The organism is Gilvimarinus japonicus (assembly GCF_042847215.1).
GTDB lineage: Bacteria > Pseudomonadota > Gammaproteobacteria > Pseudomonadales > Cellvibrionaceae > Gilvimarinus > Gilvimarinus japonicus.
In genome coordinates this window covers 481902-499804 of sequence record NZ_AP031500.1, presented here as the reverse complement: position 1 = coordinate 499804, position 17903 = coordinate 481902, and the positions used below count along the sequence as shown (strand labels likewise).

The window sequence follows — 17903 nt, the reverse complement described above, 5'->3', positions numbered from 1 at the left end:
CCTTCGCAAATGGACTCTTTACCATCAATGGATATCTACTCCATCCCCAGATACATGACATCACGGCCAGACGTCTTTGCCGTGTCTCTCGTCATCCACATTTTGGCATTGGCCCTGCCTTTATCTTTGCTACAGGTTTACGACCGCATACTGCCCAATCAAGCGTGGGGCACCACCAGCATCTTGGTCATCGGTGTCGGTCTGGCCATTATTCTCGAAGCTATCTTGCGCTACGGCCGCGGCGCTTTATTTGCGCGTATAGGCGAGCGCTACGAGGCAGAAAAAACCCTTCAAGTATTTGACCGCTTGTTAAAAGCCGATATCGCCGAGGTTGAAAAACGCGGCAGTGTCAGAATTGTCGACTCTGTGCGCGCCATTGCCACAGTACGTGATCACTGGTCCGGCAGCGCGGCAATCGCCCTGTACGAGCTGCCTTTTGTGGCGGTGTATATTGGGTTGATCGCCTATATAGGCGGTTGGCTCGCACTCATCCCGTTAGGGTTGTTTGTTATCACTTTAGGGGTTTCACTGCTGGCGCTACCGGCGACCAAGCGTGCAGTGTTACAGGCTGAACTAACCGACCGCAAACGCCGCAACTTTCTCTGGTCATTGTTTGCCGGCCTCGCCGAGATCAAAAGCCGTGGGGCCGAGCCGAGCCTCACCCGCTGCTACGGCGAATTAAACGAAGACTACCTGCTGGCCAGCGCCAAGCTCGAACAACACACGGCGTGGGTGCGGGAAAACGCCTCGCTGGTCAGTCAACTGGCCAGTGTACTCGTCGTCATTTTTGGCGCAATGCAAGTGATGGACGGCCAATTAACCACTGGGGCTCTGGCCGCCTGCACGCTATTGGCCGGCCGCTCCATTGCCCCGGTAATTGCCGGGTTATCCTATCTAGCGCGCACCGCACAAATTGACGATGCCGAACAAAAATTGCGCGAACTAACGGATATTCCCACGGCCGCTGAGCGGGCGCAAACCGACTCAACTCAGCATCAGGCAAACATTACCAACGGTGCCATCAAGATTTCTGCGCAGGCTTCATTCGCCCAAAGTATCGAGATAAAAGCTGGCGAGGCGGTACAACTTTACGGCGCAGACAACACCCGGGTTTCCAGCCTCATGGCGGCCGTTGCCGGACTTACGCACAACCACGGTATTCAGGTGCAAATCGACGGCATCGATCCGTTAACCCTGCCCGTGGATACGCTACGTGAAGACGTTTGCTTGGTGCCTCGGCAGCCGGCCATGATCCCAGGGTCGATTTTAAATAACCTCACTTTGTACGATCCACGCTTTAATCAAAGTGCTCGCGATTACGCCGCCAAGCTCGGGCTATTAAACATGACGGACCACTTACAACACGGTCTGCTAACCAATATCGGCGCTTTAATGGCCGAGAGCTTAAACGAAGGCATGTATCAACGGGTGGCGCTGATCCGGGCTCTGGTACGCCAACCCAAAGTACTTTTACTCGATCACGCGGATCGCGGTTTAGACATCGACGGCTGTAAACGGCTGGCACGGGTCTTACAGGAACTCCACGGCCATACCACCGTATTGGTTTCCACCGGACGCGAGGACATTATCGCCTGCTGTGACCGCACACTTGACCTTAAAACGGGCCAACCATGAGTACCATAAACCCAGGGTTTTGGAGTGAAGGCGAGCGCTTGGCGCGCTACAGCCGCATACTCGGTGAAGAGCGCCGGGCTAGCTCGACATTGGCTCGCTGCCTCCCAGCCGCGCTTGTCGCTCTCGACTGGTTTGGCTCTGAGCGCGCCCTGATTGCCCCGCTACCCCGTCAGAGCGCCCAGTTTACAGTGCCTGACCTAAAGCGCCTGCTGGCGGACATAGGTTTTCGCCTTACAGAGCGTCGTTACCATAGTACAGCGCAACTCGATGAATTGCCTAAAGGCAGCTTCGCGATCAATGGCGACAACTGCTACACCTATCTCGGCCAAAATGGCGAGCAACACTGGTGGCACGATGGCACCTCACCCACCTGCCAGTGGCAGCCAACAGCGGCCTCGGTAACACTGCTGTATGTAACTCCAGACCCGCGCTATTTGCCCATCGATGCCCCACAACCTATGTGGTTTAACCGCCTCCTCAATCGCGCCCGGCGTGAAATCGCCGGAACGATTTTTGTCAGCTTGGTGATTAATATTCTGGCCCTGGCGGTCTCGTTTTTTATTATGACGGTGTACAACAACGTCATTCCCACGGGCATTAGCAGCACACTCTGGGCGCTATCGGCAGCGGCCTTTATCGCCATCATCGGGGGCTGGCTGCTGCGCTTGGGGCGGGCCCGGGTACTCGCGCACATAGGTGCTTGGGCGGGCGCGAATATTGGCCCCGCCGTGGTTCGTAAAACATTGGGGCTCCCCATTGAAATCTCCTCGCGCTCAGGGGTGCAAAACAACATTAATCGTATGCGCTCACTCGAGAGCGTGCGTCAGTTTTTAGGTGGCTCCGGCGGCACCGCGCTCATCGACTACCCCTTTGTCGTCGTCTTTTTAATCGTGATTGCCATTTGGGGTGGCTGGATTGTGTTTATCCCGATTTTAGGGCTCGGCGCCCTAGCGGCCGCCCGGCATCTGTTTGTACCACTTATCTACCAGCGTACCGCCGCTGTGAGTGCCGCGAGCAATCAGCTGATGAATGAAGTTTCTGCCTGCGCGCTGCGCCTACATGCACTGCAGGGCATTAGTGGTACCAACCACTGGTTACGACGACTGCGAGCCGCCATTTTAGAAGGCGCTGCCGCTAACAGGCGGCTGAGTGAGACACAAAACTTAATGCAAACCAGCGGACAAGCCCTGGTCATGCTGACCGTACTGGCGACGATGTGCAGCGGTGTGCTTCTCACGCTCTCGGGCCATATGAGTACCGGCGGCTTAATTGCCACTATGATGCTTATTTGGCGCATCACTACCCCAGCACTGCAATACTTCTCGCTCAGCGTCCGGCTCGAGCAAATTCACGATGCCGCCAACCAGCTCGATCGTTTGATGGCCAGTGCCGGTGAAATGCAACTGCCTGATACCTTAGCGCCCATCGAGCCACTGCAGGGTAGCCTTAACGTCGACAAACTCTTTTATCGCTATGGGCCAGACCAAGAGCCGGCACTCAACAGCATCAGCTTTGAGCTTGCGGCAGGACAAATGCTCGCGATCGTCGGCCCCAACGGCTCGGGTAAATCCACCTTGCTGCAATGTTTGAGTGGTGTCCGTAGCGCTCAAAACGGCAGTGTTTCTGTTGATGGGCGGGATATTCGGCAATTTGATCCGTCCGATTACCGCAGCTGGGTGGGCTTTCAGGCGCAGGTGCCACGCGCTCTGCCCCTGTCCGTCAGAGATTATCTAAAGCTCGGACATCCCGCCGCCGGCGACTCAGAAATAGCCCACGCGCTAGAAGCGGTAGCCGGCGCCAAATGGTGGCGCTTGCTGGGCGCTACCAATGCCGAGACTGCACTGGCACAGGGCTCCAACCCCTGGCAGCACGATGCTGCCTCGATACGCCACCGCTATATTTTGGGGCTCGCCGACGCCATTCTCGGTGCGCCTACTCTGCTATTGCTGGACGACCCGATCAGTGACCGCGACCCTCTTCTGAACCCACTGCTGCAACAGTTGATTCGTACCCGTCGAGGCTCGACAACCATCGTCCTCGCGACTCACCGCCCGGATCTTATTCAAATGGCCGATCAAATCGCCGTGCTCGATCGCGGCAGCTTAGTGCATTTTGGCCCTATAGCCGAACCGCAAGCTACAACCACGGCGACTGTTAACGAGGAAGTAACACCATGACCGACAACAAACTCGTGGACATCGTCACCATTACCGGCGCCGACAACCGCCCAACTGACAGCATTACCACCCTATTGGACGACGGTAACAGTAGTCGCAACCTACATCGCTTACTCATGGGCGTTGTGGTATTGGTTATCACTTTTTTGCTCTGGGCGATCTTCACCCCAGTGGATGAGCTGGCCCGCGCCCGAGGAGAAATAAAACCTCTATCCGGCGTGCAACTGGTGCAATCCATGGAAGGGGGCATACTGGCCGAACTACTGGTAAAAGAAGACGACTATGTCGAAAAAGGCAGCGTAATTGCGCGGTTTGCCGCCACCGAGGTGCAAAAGCAGCAACTACAAGCTCAGGTACGCCGAATTGCCTATCAAATCGACTTAGAGCGCTGGGGTGCTTTGGCCGATGGCCGAGCGCCTGATTTTTCCGGTTTTAGCCACTACCCGCAGTTAGTCGCCGAGGCCCAAGCCCTTTACACCCGAGAGGCGGCACTTAACGTCGCGCAAACCAAAGCGCGTCTATCTGGCACCGAGCAACAACGCGCGGCACTGGCCGGTAACGAGCAAGAGCTACCCAGTGCCCAGCGTGAGCTCGATGCCGCCAACGATATTCTCAAACGCTACCGCGAAGGGGTGGATAGAGACGTTATCTCTCGGGTGCAGCTAGCCAACGCCGAGCAACAAGCCGCCGCCGCACAACGCCGACTACAAGAAGTGAAATCGCGCCAGAGCGAGCTAAAAACCGCCATCGACAGCGCCGATGCCGACTTAGAGGCGACCCGCGAAGGAATCGTCGAGCAAGCTCGCACGAAACGCAGCGAGTTACTGGAAAAAATCGCCGAGCTGGACGCCGAAATTAATGCCCTCGATGCTCGCCATGGCCGCAGCGCGCTGCTTGCCCCTGTCTCTGGCTATATTAAAGAGCTTCCCGATACCCGCAATGGGGCCGTAATACCGGCTGGCGGCACAGTAGCGGAGATTGTTCCGACCGAAGAGGGCATTATCCTAGAGGCGATGGTAACCCCGCGCGATATTGGCTTTGTGAGCAAGGGGCAAACGGCTTCAGTAAAAATCGATGCGTTTGATTACAGTAGGTTTGGGGCGGTCCAAGGCACGGTAAAAAACATCTCGCCCTCAGCGTTTAAGCAACCACAAACCGGCCAGCCCTTTTACCGGATTCAAATTGCCCTCGACAAAGACTACATCGGCGATGATCAAAGTCGACGTTTAATTCCGGGCATGACGGCTGAGGCCGATATAGTGACCGGGCGTAAAACCGTATTTGAGTATTTACTTAAACCGGTCTATGTAAACACCAAGTCGGCCTTTCACGAACGGTGATAGGACGGCAACATCCCCGGTAAGGACTGCAGCGGCGATTGAATAAACACTCTACCCTCGCCAATAAACACTGGCATCATTAAGTAAAGCGAGATAGCGCTATGGCTAAACGACCCACTGGCCCGCAACCACCGTCCTCGGACCCGTTAAAAACCCACGGGCCCGCACCGGTAAAGTCAGAGCAGAGCGCCATCGAAGAGGCCCCCATTGGCTGGGATCAACCAGCGCCTGACTCTCCCCTGAGCGAGCCGGACGCAAGAGTGCAAAGCAGCTCGGGTACGAGTCACCCAGTTATATCTCGCGGCCCAGATGCCGCCTATCACGCTCAACCCTACTCGCTAGCACACAGTACCAGTGGCACCCCGTTAATTGGTCCGGCGATCAGCGGCGCCAGTGCCATGAGCCAGAGCGCCAACACCCAGGTCGGTGGAGTATTTCACGCCGTTAATAACGCGAGCTCCATGCAGTTTGCCTTAACCAGCCTGCGCAGCAATAACGCCTCGGTAAGCCAGCAAGCCGCAACCGCCCCGGCGCAACCGCACATTAATGACCTAACCACGGAGCTACCCAACACCCAACAACCGGGCCAGAGCGTCAGCACCACCTCTGGCGAGTCTCTGCCACAGGGCAGCGCTGCGCAGCGACCGCCGCAAACGGCGCTAACTCAATCAGTTACCACGGGAACCCCGCACCCACTCACTAGCACAGGGCCAGCTGTCGACAGCACGACGCAGCCGCCGACCCAATCCCCGACAACCATACCGGGATCAGGCCAAACAACCGACGAAAATTCTACTCCCCCCACCCCCGATGGCCATACCCCCGTCGGTACCATACCGCCCATAGCCAGTACCCCACAGGAACCAAATCAAACACCCGATGGAGGCTCTAGATTACCCTCTACCGGTGGCCAAGCTTCCACAGGCCTAACACCTCTTGGCGCTATTGCGACGACATCGCCCATAACCCCGAGCAGTAGCCAGCTCGCCATTGCGGGCGTCGATTCGGGCAGCACAACGGAAGATTACACCACCTCAGCCACTGGCCAACTAGTGTTGTCCGGCTCGCAAGAAACACCGCAATGGCACGTCGATACGCCGAGGGGTCAATACGGCCAACTACAGATCGACGCGAGTGGGCAATGGGCTTACCAACTGGATAACCGCAATCCGGCCGTGCAGGCACTCGCGGCTGGTGAACGGGTCAGCGATACCTTTTTAGTCACCGCCAACAGCCATGGTAAAAGCTCGCAGGCGACCGTTACACTCGACATCAACGGCAACAACGATGGCCCCACTCTCTTGCCGGGCGCTCAGGTTCACGCCCTACTGGATATGACGAGCGCAACAGAGGCTAGCGGCTCAGTCAAAGCAACCGACATCGATCATCAGGCGCAATTAAACTGGGCGGGCATCGATCAACAAGGCCAGTTTGGCCATTTTCACTACGACCAACTGGCCGGCCAATGGCACTATCAAATTGACCCGTCGTTACCTGCGGCACAAGCGCTGCCCAGCGGTGCTAGCGCCTCAGAGACCTTTACACTATCGGTTACCGACGAGCACGGCAGCAGTACCCAGCAACACGTCATCGTCACTGTCGTGGGAACTAACGACGCGCCGGTAATGGCCGCCGTACCGGCGCAACACCTACTGGAAGGCAGTCAGTTGGTACTCGGTCAACTCGCCGCTCAAGACCCAGATGGTACCGACGGACTCATTTTTAGCAGTAGCTTTCCAGTACCCGGTTTTCGGCTCAGCCCGGATGGCAGCTACCGCTTTGACCCTAGCCACAGCGCTTACACACCTATGGCAGAGGGCTCAGTACAGCAAATCGATATCCCGGTTAAAGTCACCGACCCATCGGGTGGCTCGGACACTCAAACCATCACCCTTATTTTAACCGGGACCAATCAGGCACCGGTGCTCAGCACCATCGCCCCACTTGCCGTCAACGAAGGTGATCCGACAGTCCACGGACAACTACAGGCCGTCGATAGTGATACCGGCGACACCATCAGTTTTAGCACAGCCCAAACACTGCCAGGCTTCACTATTAACCCTAACGGTTCTTTCAGCTTTAATCCTTCCGACAACCATTACAACTCTCTGTCAGCGGGCCAAAGCCAAACCTACACCATCCCCATTAGCGCCACCGATGCGCACGGCGCCAGCCACTCGCAAGACCTTGTCATCACTCTCACCGGGACCAATGACATCCCAGTTATCAACGCCATTACGCCTGCCGTTGCCACCGAGGGCGGGGGGGTGATTACCGGAAAAATTCTCAGCAGCGATCCAGACCTGCCCGACAGCGCAACCTTTAGCAGTGGCTTACGGGTACCCGGCTTTCACCTCACCCCCGATGGCCACTATAGTTTTAACCCGAGTGACAGTGCCTATGCGGGCCTCAACGCCGGCCAACAGCAACAGCTGAGCATCCCAATTACGGTCACTGACGACCATGGCGCGAGCGCCAGCCAAAACCTCGTCATTACCCTTACCGGACAAAACGGTAGCGCGCTGATTACCGGAGTTCATAGTGGCGAGGTCATCGAAGATCATCTCGTAAAAGGCAACACACAACTACTGGCCAGCGGCCAATTGACGATTGGCGACCCAGATACCGCTGAAGATCACTTTATTAGCCAGACCGGCTTGCAAGGACTGCATGGCAGCTTTGATATTGCCGCTGACGGCCTCTGGCACTACAGTGCCAACAACAGCGCGCCGGCCATTCAGCAATTAGGGGCGGGCGCACAACTAATCGACACCTTTACCGTACACAGTGCCGATGGAACTCCCGCACAGATCTCTGTCATCATTACCGGAAGCAACGATGCTCCTACTGTTGCCGCAGCCATAACCGACCAGAGCGCCGCCCAGGGCAGCGGCTTCTTATTCGCGATCCCCGACGGCGCCTTTACCGATATAGATACCGGCGACAGCTTAACCCTATCTACCAGCACCCTACCCAGCTGGCTCAGCTTTGATGCCAGCTCGGGCACCTTTACGGGCACACCGAGCAACGCCGATGTGGGCACCACCGCGCTCACCGTAACCGCCACCGACAGCCACGGCGCTAAGGTCAGCAGCACTTTCAATCTGGTGGTTAACAACACCAACGATGCCCCCACCCTGAACCCAATCGCCCGCGTCACGGTGAGTGAGGACGGCCAGCAAGTGCACGGCCAACTGACAGCGACCGACCCGGATACCGGTGACACCCTGACCTTCAGTATCGCCGCGCCCGTGGCCGGCTTGAGCATAAACACCGACGGCAGCTGGCACTTTGATCCCAGCGATGGAGCCTACCAATCACTGGCGGCTGGGCAACCGCAAACACTGAGTATCCCGGTAACCGTCACCGACACCTTGGGCGCCACGGCAACCCAAACGCTGGTGATCCAGCTCACCGGCACTAATGATGGACCCGTGCTCAGCGCAGTGCCCACAGCCAGCATGACCGAAGATGGCACGGTAATAACCGGCACCATGCTGGGCACCGATATCGATAGCGGTGACTCGCTCGTCTACAGCATAGCCGCGCCCGTAGCCGGTTTTACCATTAACACCGATGGCAGCTGGCGCTTTGACCCCAGCGATGGGGCCTACCAATCACTGGCCGCCGGGCAGCCGCAAACACTAAGTATCCCGGTAACCGGCACCGATACTACGGGGGCCACGGCGAGTCAGACGCTGGTTATTCAGCTCATCGGCACCGATGATAGGCCCGTGCTAAGTGCGACACCTGCGGCCAACGCGACCGAAGATGGCGCGGTGGTAACCGGCACCATGTTGAGCACCGATGTCGATACCGGTGACTCTCTCGTCTACCACATCGCCGCGCCCGTGGCCGGCTTGACGATGAACACTGACGGCAGCTGGCGCTTTGATCCTTCAGATACCGCCTATCAGCACCTTGGAGCAGGCCAGCCACAAACCTTAACGATTCCGGTGACTGTCACCGACAGTGCAGGCGCAAGCGCGGCGCAAAACCTGGTGATTCACCTAACCGGCACCAACGACACCCCGGTGATTACCAGCGCAGCGGCCGACGCTCAGGGCTCCAGCACAGAGGACGTCACAAGCCTGGCCCGCGGCCAGCTTAGCGCCACCGACCTAGACACTGGGGACACCCTTTCTTGGCATGTGGTCAGCAGTAGCGTAAGCGCCACAACCCCCGGTGTAGGCCTTTTTGGTCGATTTGCAATCGACACCCACTCTGGTCAGTGGGCTTACCGGCTGGATCAAAGCCGACACACTCAACACCTACCAGACGGGCAACAGGAGCACGAGACGTTTACCGTGCGAGCTACCGATGGGCATGGGGGCACAGTCGATCAAACGGTAACGGTCACCATTACCGGCAGCAACGATGCCCCGACCGTCAGCCAGGTCATCAGCACCCAAAGTGCCAACGAAGATACGGCCTTTCAATTTGCGGTGCCAACCGGCACTTTTGCCGATATTGATACCGGCGATACCTTAACGCTATCCACCGGTACTCTACCCAGCTGGCTCAGCTTTGATGCCAGCTCGGGCACCTTTACGGGCACACCGAGCAACGCCGATGTGGGCACCATCGCACTTACCGTGACCGCCACCGACAGCCACGGCGCTAAGGTCAGCAGCACCTTTGATCTGGTGGTTAACAACACCAACGATGCCCCCACCCTAAACCCAATCGCCCGCGTCATCGTGAGTGAAGACGGCCAGCAAGTGCACGGCCAGTTGACAGCGACCGACCCAGATACCGGTGACAGCCTGACGTTCAATATCGCAACCGCTGTCGACGGGTTAACCTTTAACTCCGACGGTTCCTGGAGCTTCGACCCCTCGCATAATCAATACCAAAGCCTGCCAGACGGTCAAAACCAAACCTTAACCATTCCTGTCACCGTCACCGATAGCGCAGGAGCAACAGACAACCGGAGCCTCGTAATCCAGCTCACCGGCACCAACGACGCCCCGGCCGTCAGCCATGTGGTGACCAGCCAGGCTGCCAGCGAAGATACCGCCTTCCACTTTGCGCTGCCGACGGGCACGTTCGCTGATATTGATACCGGCGATACCTTAACGCTATCCACCGGCACTCTACCCAGCTGGCTCAGCTTTGATGCCAGCTCGGGCACCTTTACGGGCACACCGAGCAACGCCGATGTGGGCACCACCGCACTCACCGTGACCGCCACCGACAGCCACGGCGCTAAAGTCAGCACCACTTTTGATCTTACGGTGAGCAACACCAACGATGCGCCCACTTTAAACCCGGTGTCGACCCAAACGACGACCGAGGGCGGCTTGTGGCTTAGTGGCCAAATCACGGCCACCGACCCGGACACGGGCGATACGCTTAGCTACGCCACGCACGCCACAGTGGATGGCTTTAGCCTGCACAGCGACGGTAGCTGGAGCTTTAACCCCACCGACCGCGCGTATAACCACCTACCCGCCGGCAGGGTCGAGACCCTAACCATCCCACTCACCGTCACCGATGCCACTGGCGCCACCGATACCGGTAGCCTGACCATTCAAATTACCGGCAGCAACGATGCGCCCTATCTGGTGGGGCGCAATACGTATGTGCGCAACGAAGACGACGGCGTGATATCGCACCAAATGTTGGTGGCCGATTTTGATAGCGGTGAAGGCGCAGCGGGAACACACCTTTCTACCACTGCAACCGTGCCCGGTTTTACATTGGGGGCAGACACCTTCACTTTTAACCCGTCCGACCCTGCCTACCAGCACTTGGCCGCCGGTGAACCGCTGGATATTGTCATCCCCATTACCGTTACTGACGCCAGTGGCGCCAACTCGACAATCTCAGACGCCATTACGATACACCTGACCGGCACCAACGACGCGCCGGTCGTCAGCCATGTGGTGACCAGTCAGGCGGCCAGTGAAGATACCGCCTTCCACTTTGCGCTGCCCGCTGGCACCTTTACGGACGTTGATACCGGCGATATCTTAACGCTGTCCACCGGCACCCTACCCAGCTGGCTCAGCTTTGATGCCAGCTCGGGCACCTTTACGGGCACACCGAGCAATGCCGATGTGGGCACCACCGCGCTCACCGTAACCGCTACCGACAGCCACGGAGCTAAGGTCAGCAGCACCTTCAATCTGGTGGTTAGCAACGCCAACGATGCCCCCACCCTGAATCCAATCGCCCGCGTCACCGTGAGTGAGGACGGCCAGCAGGTGCATGGCCAGTTGACAGCGACCGACCCGGATACCGGTGACACACTGACCTTCGGTATCGCCGCGCCCGTGGCCGGTTTGACGATGAACACTGACGGCAGCTGGCGCTTTGATCCTTCGGATACCGCCTATCAGCACCTTGGAGCAGGCCAGCCACAAACCTTAACGATTCCGGTGACTGTCACCGACAGTGCAGGCGCAAGCGCGGCGCAAAACCTGGTGATTCACCTGACCGGCACCAACGACACCCCGGTGATTACCAGCGCAGCGGCTGACGCTCAGGGCTCCAGCACAGAGGACGTCACAAGCCTGGCCCGCGGCCAGCTTAGCGCCACCGACCTAGACACTGGCGATACCCTTACTTGGCAGGTAGTCAGCAGTAGCGTAAGCGCCGCGAACCCCAGCGTCGGCCATTTTGGCTATTTTGCGATCAATGGCAACTCTGGCGAGTGGGCTTACCGGCTGGATCAAGGCCATCGCACTCAACACCTTCTGGACGGGCAACAGGAGCACGAGACGTTTACCGTGCGAGCTACCGATGGGCATGGAGGCTCGGTCGATCAAACGGTAACCGTCACCATTACCGGCAGCAACGATGCCCCAACCGTCAGCCAGGTCATCAGCACCCAAAGTGCCAACGAAGATACGGCCTTTCAGTTTGCGGTGCCAACCGGCACGTTCGCTGATATTGATACCGGCGATACCTTAACGCTTTCCACCGGCACTCTACCCAGCTGGCTCAGCTTTGATGCCAGTTCGGGCACCTTTACGGGCACACCGAGCAACGCCGATGTCGGCACCACCGCACTTACCGTGACCGCCACCGACAGCCACGGCGCTAAAGTCAGCACCACTTTTGATCTTACGGTGAGCAACACCAACGATGCGCCCACTTTAAACCCGGTGTCGACCCAAACGACGACCGAGGGCGGCTTGTGGCTTAGTGGCCAAATCACGGCCACCGACCCGGACACGGGCGATACGCTTAGCTACGCCACGCACGCCACAGTGGATGGCTTTAGCCTGCACAGCGACGGTAGCTGGAGCTTTAACCCCACCGACCGCGCGTATAACCACCTACCCGCCGGCAGGGTCGAGACCCTAACCATCCCACTCACCGTCACCGATGCCACTGGCGCCACCGATACCGGTAGCCTGACCATTCAAATTACCGGCAGCAACGATGCGCCCTATCTGGTGGGGCGCAATACGTATGTGCGCAACGAAGACGACGGCGTGATATCGCACCAAATGTTGGTGGCCGATTTTGATAGCGGTGAAGGCGCAGCGGGAACACACCTTTCTACCACTGCAACCGTGCCCGGTTTTACATTGGGGGCAGACACCTTCACTTTTAACCCGTCCGACCCTGCCTACCAGCACTTGGCCGCCGGTGAACCGCTGGATATTGTCATCCCCATTACCGTTACTGACGCCAGTGGCGCCAACTCGACAATCTCAGACGCCATTACGATACACCTGACCGGCACCAACGACGCGCCGGTCGTCAGCCATGTGGTGACCAGTCAGGCGGCCAGTGAAGATACCGCCTTCCACTTTTCACTGCCCGCTGGCACCTTTACGGACGTCGATACCGGCGATACCTTAACGCTGTCCACCGGCACTCTACCCAACTGGCTCAGTTTTGATGCCAGCACCGGTGTGTTCAGCGGTACACCTGATGGCGCAGACATCGGCACCACCCAAATCAGCGTGACCGCCACCGACCCGCAAGGGCAATCCATTGATACGGTGTTTAGCCTTACCGTACAAAGTGGCACCCAACCACCAACCTTGACGCCAATCCAAACAGCAAACCAAGGTACAAGCGGAGTAGCCCCCGACGTGAACCCAGCGCCACCGGTTGCTTCAGGTCACGCCGATAGTGGCCCCCTAACAGGCGACGCGCGCCCCCCGGAAAGCGAGCTACTCACACTCGCCGATCATGACAACTCTGCGCTACAACCGTACTTGGATTTAGTCGCCAATCACGACGTCGGCACCACGTCCAGCGTCGATGTATCCACCGAAGTTGCGGACTACCTTGACATCGTAAACGTCAGCGCAGAGAACCTCACAGCGCCACCGATAGACAGTCTTTTACAATCACTCGAGCCCGCCGGTGCGCTCACTTTTGGCACTACGGATGATAATAATGCCGCCGACATTTATGATCTGGGCGACGATGCAATCAGCATCGACCCTCCCGATATTTTACCGGGGCAAGACGAGCCGCCACTGCACGGATGACAACAAGTCACCATCAACACGCGCCCCAAGCGCCAGGGCGCGACAGCACAAAAATGACGCGGCCGAAAAAGCCAGCGACTGTGGCGATAACCTAAAAGACAACTCCGACGATACGCTCGGCCGTGACGAGAAACACAAGCGCGACTCTTTGCGCGATTAAGGTGCTGCCTCACTTTTGCGGCATCCTGCCTCGTGTTAAGCTCGCGACACCTATTGCGGGGCAGACATTTCTATGCACATACATATTCTCGGCATTTGCGGCACATTTATGGGCAGCCTGGCCCAGCTTGCCAAAGCCCTTGGGCACCGGGTAACCGGCTCGGATCAAAGCGTTTACCCCCCCATGAGCACTCAGCTTGAGGCCGCCGGCATTGAGCTAATACAAGGCTATGATCCGCGCCAGCTAGAGCCCGCGCCCGACCTGGTGATTATTGGCAATGCGTTAAGCCGCGGTAACGAGGCCGTCGAGGCTGTGCTTAATAAAGGCCTGCCCTACACCTCCGGCCCTCAGTGGTTGCGCGAGCACGTGCTGCCCGGCAAGTGGGTGTTAGCGGTAGCCGGCACCCACGGTAAAACCACCACCGCCAGTTTACTGGCCTGGATTTTAGAGTACGCGGGTATGGCGCCGGGCTTTTTAATCGGCGGCGTCACGCAAAACTTTCCGCAGTCGGCGCGCTTGGGTGACACGCCCTTTTTTGTCATCGAGGCCGACGAATACGACAGCGCGTTTTTTGATAAGCGCTCGAAATTTGTCCACTACCAACCGCGTACATTAGTGCTCAATAATCTGGAATTCGACCACGCCGATATTTTTGATTCGCTGGCGGACATTCAAAAACAATTTCACCATTTGTTGCGCACTGTGCCCGGTGATGGCCGCGTTATTTATCCGGCTAACGACACCGCGCTAAAGAGTGTGATTAAAAAAGGCCTGTGGAGCGAATCGCAAACCTTTGGCCCCGAGGGCCAGTGGCAGAGTAAAAATCTCGCCGCCGACGGCTCGCACTTTGCTCTGTACGACGGCGACACTCAGGTAGCCGAGGTTCAGTGGGGTATGAGTGGGCAACACAATGTCAGCAACGCCATTGGTGCCATGCTCGCGGCACGGCACGTAGGTGTTACACCCGAGGTAAGCGCCCGGGCGCTGGCCGAATTTAAAGGCGTTAAACGCCGGCTCGAATGCATCGCCGATATACACAGCGTAAAAGTGTACGACGACTTTGCCCATCACCCCACGGCGATTCACACAACTCTCGAAGGCTTGCGCGCCCGAGTTGGCGACGACAAAATTATTGCCATTATCGAGCCGCGCTCCAACACCATGCGCTTAGGCACCCATAAAAAAGCCCTCGCGCCCTCCTGCGTGCACGCCAACGATGTGCTCTGGTATCAACCACCACACACCGATTGGGATATGCACGAGGTGGTCAACAGCTCGCCGGTACCCGCCAAGCTGTACCACGAGCTAGACACCTTAATTCACGACACTTTAGCGCTGGCCGAGGCCGACACCCACATCGTCATTATGAGCAACGGCAGCTTTGAAGGCTTGCACCAAAAACTGGTGCAGCAACTGACCAAACACGCCATGTAAAAAGCAGGAGCCACTACTGTGTCACGCACTATTACCCTCGCCATGACCGGCGCTTCGGGCGCGCAATACGGCTTGCGCCTACTGCAATGTTTGCTGGCGGCTGATTGTCGCGTTTACCTTCTGCTGTCCAGCGCCGCCGAGGTGGTAATCCGCACCGAAACCAACTTAGATTTGCCTTCCGATCTCGACGAGCAACAACTGTTTTTAAGCCAGCGCTACGGCGCCGATGACGAACAGCTAATCTTGTTTGGCCGCGATGATTGGTTTTCTCCGGTCGCCTCAGGCTCCAGCTCACCCGCCTCTATGGTGATTTGCCCCGCCAGCGGCGGCACCCTATCAAGCATCGCCAGCGGCGCCAGCAATAATTTAATCGAGCGCGCCGCCGATGTTGCCCTAAAAGAGCGGCGCCAGCTGATAGTTGTACCGCGCGAAACGCCCTACTCGGCCATTCATTTAGAGAACATGCTTAAAGTCACGCAATTAGGCGCGCTGGTACTGCCCGCCAGCCCCGGCTTTTATATGCAGCCCGACCGCGTGGAAGATTTAATTGATTTTGTGGTTGCCCGGATTCTCGATCAGCTCGGGTTAGAGCAAGACCTAATGCCGCGCTGGGGCGAAGATTAATGCCGTTAACCGCCACCTTACCCACACGGGCCAGCATCGTAGAGGTAGGCCCGCGCGATGGCTTACAAAACGAGCCGGGGCGTATTAGCCTAGACGATAAAGTCGATTTAATTAACGCGCTGGCAAACGCCGGGGTGCAACGCATAGAGGCTGGCGCCTTTGTAAACCCAACCTGGGTGCCACAAATGGCCGACAGCGGCGACGCGTTTGCCGCGATTACGCGTAAACCCGGCGTCAGTTACAGCGCCCTTACCCCCAACATCAAAGGCTTTGACCGCGCGCTTGCCGCCGGCGCCGATGAAGTGGCTATTTTTGCCGCCGCCTCCGAGGCTTTTAGCCAAAAAAATCTTAACTGCGATATCAATACCAGCCTCGAGCGCTTTGCCGAAGTGGTCGCGGCTGCGAATGCCAACAACATTCCGGTACGCGGCTATATATCGTGCGTACTGGGCTGCCCTTATTCGGGTAAAGTCGAGCCGCAAACGTGCTTGTCTATCGCCCGCGAACTTTTAGCTATGGGCTGCTACGAAGTATCGCTGGGAGACACCATCGGCGTCGGCACCGCCGCCGATACGCAACGCTTGCTCGCTTGCTTACTCAACGACATTCCCGTCGAGCAGCTCGCCGTGCATATGCACGACACCTACGGCCAAGCGCTTAGCAACATCTTAGCGGCGCTGCAAATGGGCGTGCACGTTATCGACAGCTCAGTCGCCGGCTTAGGCGGCTGCCCCTACGCGCAAGGCGCCACGGGCAACGTCGCTACCGAAGATGTCATTTATTTACTGGATGGTTTGGGCATCGACCACGGTATTAATCTGCATCAGCTGATGGCCGCCGGGCAGCGCATTTGCGACCGCTTAGGCAAACGCAATAACAGCAAAGTCACCCAAGCGCACAGCGCCCGAACTCAAAAAATATTATGACCGACGATATTCTTAAAGCCAAAGTTAACTTAGAAACCGCGCCCATCCCCTGGCACGAGCTGCAGCGATTTTTTGCCGGCGGCACCGCCATTTACGTCGCCCCCGAGCTGGACTTAACCCTTGTAGCGACCGCCATGGCTGAAGATAACGCCGCGCAAATCCAACACTGGATGCAAGCCAACCAAGTGCAACCGGTCAGCGACGAGCAGGCAGGCCGCTGGTTTGCGGCAGAGGCCATTGTCTGGGCCGTAGTGGTTAAGCCCTGGGTAGTAGTGCAGGAGCGGATAACGGATAACGGATAACGGATAACGGATAACGGATAACGGATAACGGATAACGGATAACGGATAACGGATAACGGAAATATTGCAACGCCCAAAAGAATCTCGTCAAGCGCTTGCGCACTCGACGTTCCCTTAATACGTCAATACCCCACGCACTACCGCCGCCACACCGGCAATGGCCGCAACCGATAAAATAATCGGCCGCAACGCATGAAAAGGCAAACGGTTTACCAGATGGCCAGACAACCAAAACCCGATAAACACGCCGGGGCATGTCATCAACACCAACTTTAGCTCATCTTTGCCGATATACCCCGCAGGCGCCAAAGCTACAATACTGGCGCAGCTGGCAAATAAGAAAAACGCCGACAAATTCGCCCGCACCAAAGGCCCGGTTTCGTTCTGGTAAATAAGTGCGATGGGCGGCCCGCCCACGGCGGTAATCGTCCCCATATAACCCGACGCACCACCAGCCAGCATACTGTTGCGCGCCGACAGGCTCGGCTTAAGCCCCATCACACTCATGCCCACCGCCAGTAAAATAAGCACGCCAAACGCCAGCTCAAAGCCCTGCGCGGTCAAAAAAGCCAGTGTTACTGCAGCCAGCGCCGTACCTACCACATTGCCCACAATCGCGTAGCGCACCGGCCTAAAGCTTAAGCTTTGGTGATTGCGTACCAGCATCAGCACAGTCAGCACCACCGCGTTGATAATCATCACCCCCGGCAAGAATGCCGGGCTAATCAAAAACATCAAAGGTGCCGACAGCGTACCAATGCCATAGCCCGCCACGCCTTGCAGGCACGCCCCCGCGATCAGGGCCAAATTGGCAAGAATAAGCTGAAGCAACGTAATATCAGACAA

At 57.6% G+C, this 17903-nt stretch carries 9 protein-coding genes; 8 read left to right on the top strand and 1 reads right to left on the bottom strand.

Annotated elements, in window-relative coordinates; genetic code table 11:
• Window positions 1-27: 27 nt before the first annotated feature.
• From ACGHAD_RS02065 to ACGHAD_RS02030, 8 genes are all read left to right on the top strand, one after another.
• Window positions 28-1635, top strand: coding sequence for an ABC transporter transmembrane domain-containing protein (locus ACGHAD_RS02065; RefSeq protein WP_382416883.1), 1608 nt, complete (start codon window positions 28-30; stop codon window positions 1633-1635).
• Window positions 1632-3812, top strand: a complete 2181-nt coding sequence (locus tag ACGHAD_RS02060) for a peptidase domain-containing ABC transporter (RefSeq protein WP_382416881.1) — start codon at window positions 1632-1634, stop codon at window positions 3810-3812. The genes ACGHAD_RS02065 and ACGHAD_RS02060 overlap by 4 nt, the downstream gene beginning before the upstream one ends.
• Complete coding sequence (locus ACGHAD_RS02055; RefSeq protein ID WP_382416879.1) at window positions 3809-5152, top strand: HlyD family type I secretion periplasmic adaptor subunit; 1344 nt, start codon at window positions 3809-3811, stop codon at window positions 5150-5152. The genes ACGHAD_RS02060 and ACGHAD_RS02055 overlap by 4 nt, the downstream gene beginning before the upstream one ends.
• Before the next feature lie 101 nt (window positions 5153-5253).
• Window positions 5254-13611 (top strand): VCBS domain-containing protein, encoded by an 8358-nt coding sequence (locus ACGHAD_RS02050; RefSeq protein ID WP_390403211.1) that lies wholly within the window; start codon window positions 5254-5256, stop codon window positions 13609-13611.
• A gap of 232 nt (window positions 13612-13843) precedes the next feature.
• The gene (gene mpl, locus ACGHAD_RS02045; RefSeq protein ID WP_382416875.1) at window positions 13844-15205 is read left to right on the top strand and encodes a UDP-N-acetylmuramate:L-alanyl-gamma-D-glutamyl-meso-diaminopimelate ligase; all 1362 of its coding nucleotides are present in this window, start codon (window positions 13844-13846) and stop codon (window positions 15203-15205) included.
• Window positions 15206-15223: 18 nt separating this feature from the next.
• Window positions 15224-15829 (top strand): flavin prenyltransferase UbiX, encoded by a 606-nt coding sequence (locus tag ACGHAD_RS02040; RefSeq protein ID WP_339617965.1) that lies wholly within the window; start codon window positions 15224-15226, stop codon window positions 15827-15829.
• Complete coding sequence (locus ACGHAD_RS02035) at window positions 15829-16755, top strand: hydroxymethylglutaryl-CoA lyase (protein ID WP_382416873.1); 927 nt, start codon at window positions 15829-15831, stop codon at window positions 16753-16755. The genes ACGHAD_RS02040 and ACGHAD_RS02035 overlap by 1 nt, the downstream gene beginning before the upstream one ends.
• Window positions 16752-17057, top strand: coding sequence for a DUF2288 domain-containing protein (locus ACGHAD_RS02030; protein ID WP_382416871.1), 306 nt, complete (start codon window positions 16752-16754; stop codon window positions 17055-17057). Before ACGHAD_RS02035 ends, ACGHAD_RS02030 begins: the two co-directional genes overlap by 4 nt.
• Before the next feature lie 114 nt (window positions 17058-17171).
• On the opposite strand, the gene ACGHAD_RS02025 is transcribed toward ACGHAD_RS02030, so the two are convergent.
• The gene (locus ACGHAD_RS02025) at window positions 17172-17903 is read right to left on the bottom strand and encodes a sulfite exporter TauE/SafE family protein (protein WP_339618135.1); all 732 of its coding nucleotides are present in this window, start codon (window positions 17901-17903) and stop codon (window positions 17172-17174) included.

Bases quoted from the DNA above. Each gene is read 5' to 3' on its own strand.
- ACGHAD_RS02065 (WP_382416883.1), top strand. From the start codon at position 28: ATGGATATCTACTCCATCCCCAGATACATGACATCACGGCCAGACGTC.
- ACGHAD_RS02060 (WP_382416881.1), top strand. From the start codon at position 1,632: ATGAGTACCATAAACCCAGGGTTTTGGAGTGAAGGCGAGCGCTTGGCG.
- ACGHAD_RS02055 (WP_382416879.1), top strand. From the start codon at position 3,809: ATGACCGACAACAAACTCGTGGACATCGTCACCATTACCGGCGCCGAC.
- ACGHAD_RS02050 (WP_390403211.1), top strand. From the start codon at position 5,254: ATGGCTAAACGACCCACTGGCCCGCAACCACCGTCCTCGGACCCGTTA.
- mpl (WP_382416875.1), top strand. From the start codon at position 13,844: ATGCACATACATATTCTCGGCATTTGCGGCACATTTATGGGCAGCCTG.
- ACGHAD_RS02035 (WP_382416873.1), top strand. From the start codon at position 15,829: ATGCCGTTAACCGCCACCTTACCCACACGGGCCAGCATCGTAGAGGTA.
- ACGHAD_RS02030 (WP_382416871.1), top strand. From the start codon at position 16,752: ATGACCGACGATATTCTTAAAGCCAAAGTTAACTTAGAAACCGCGCCC.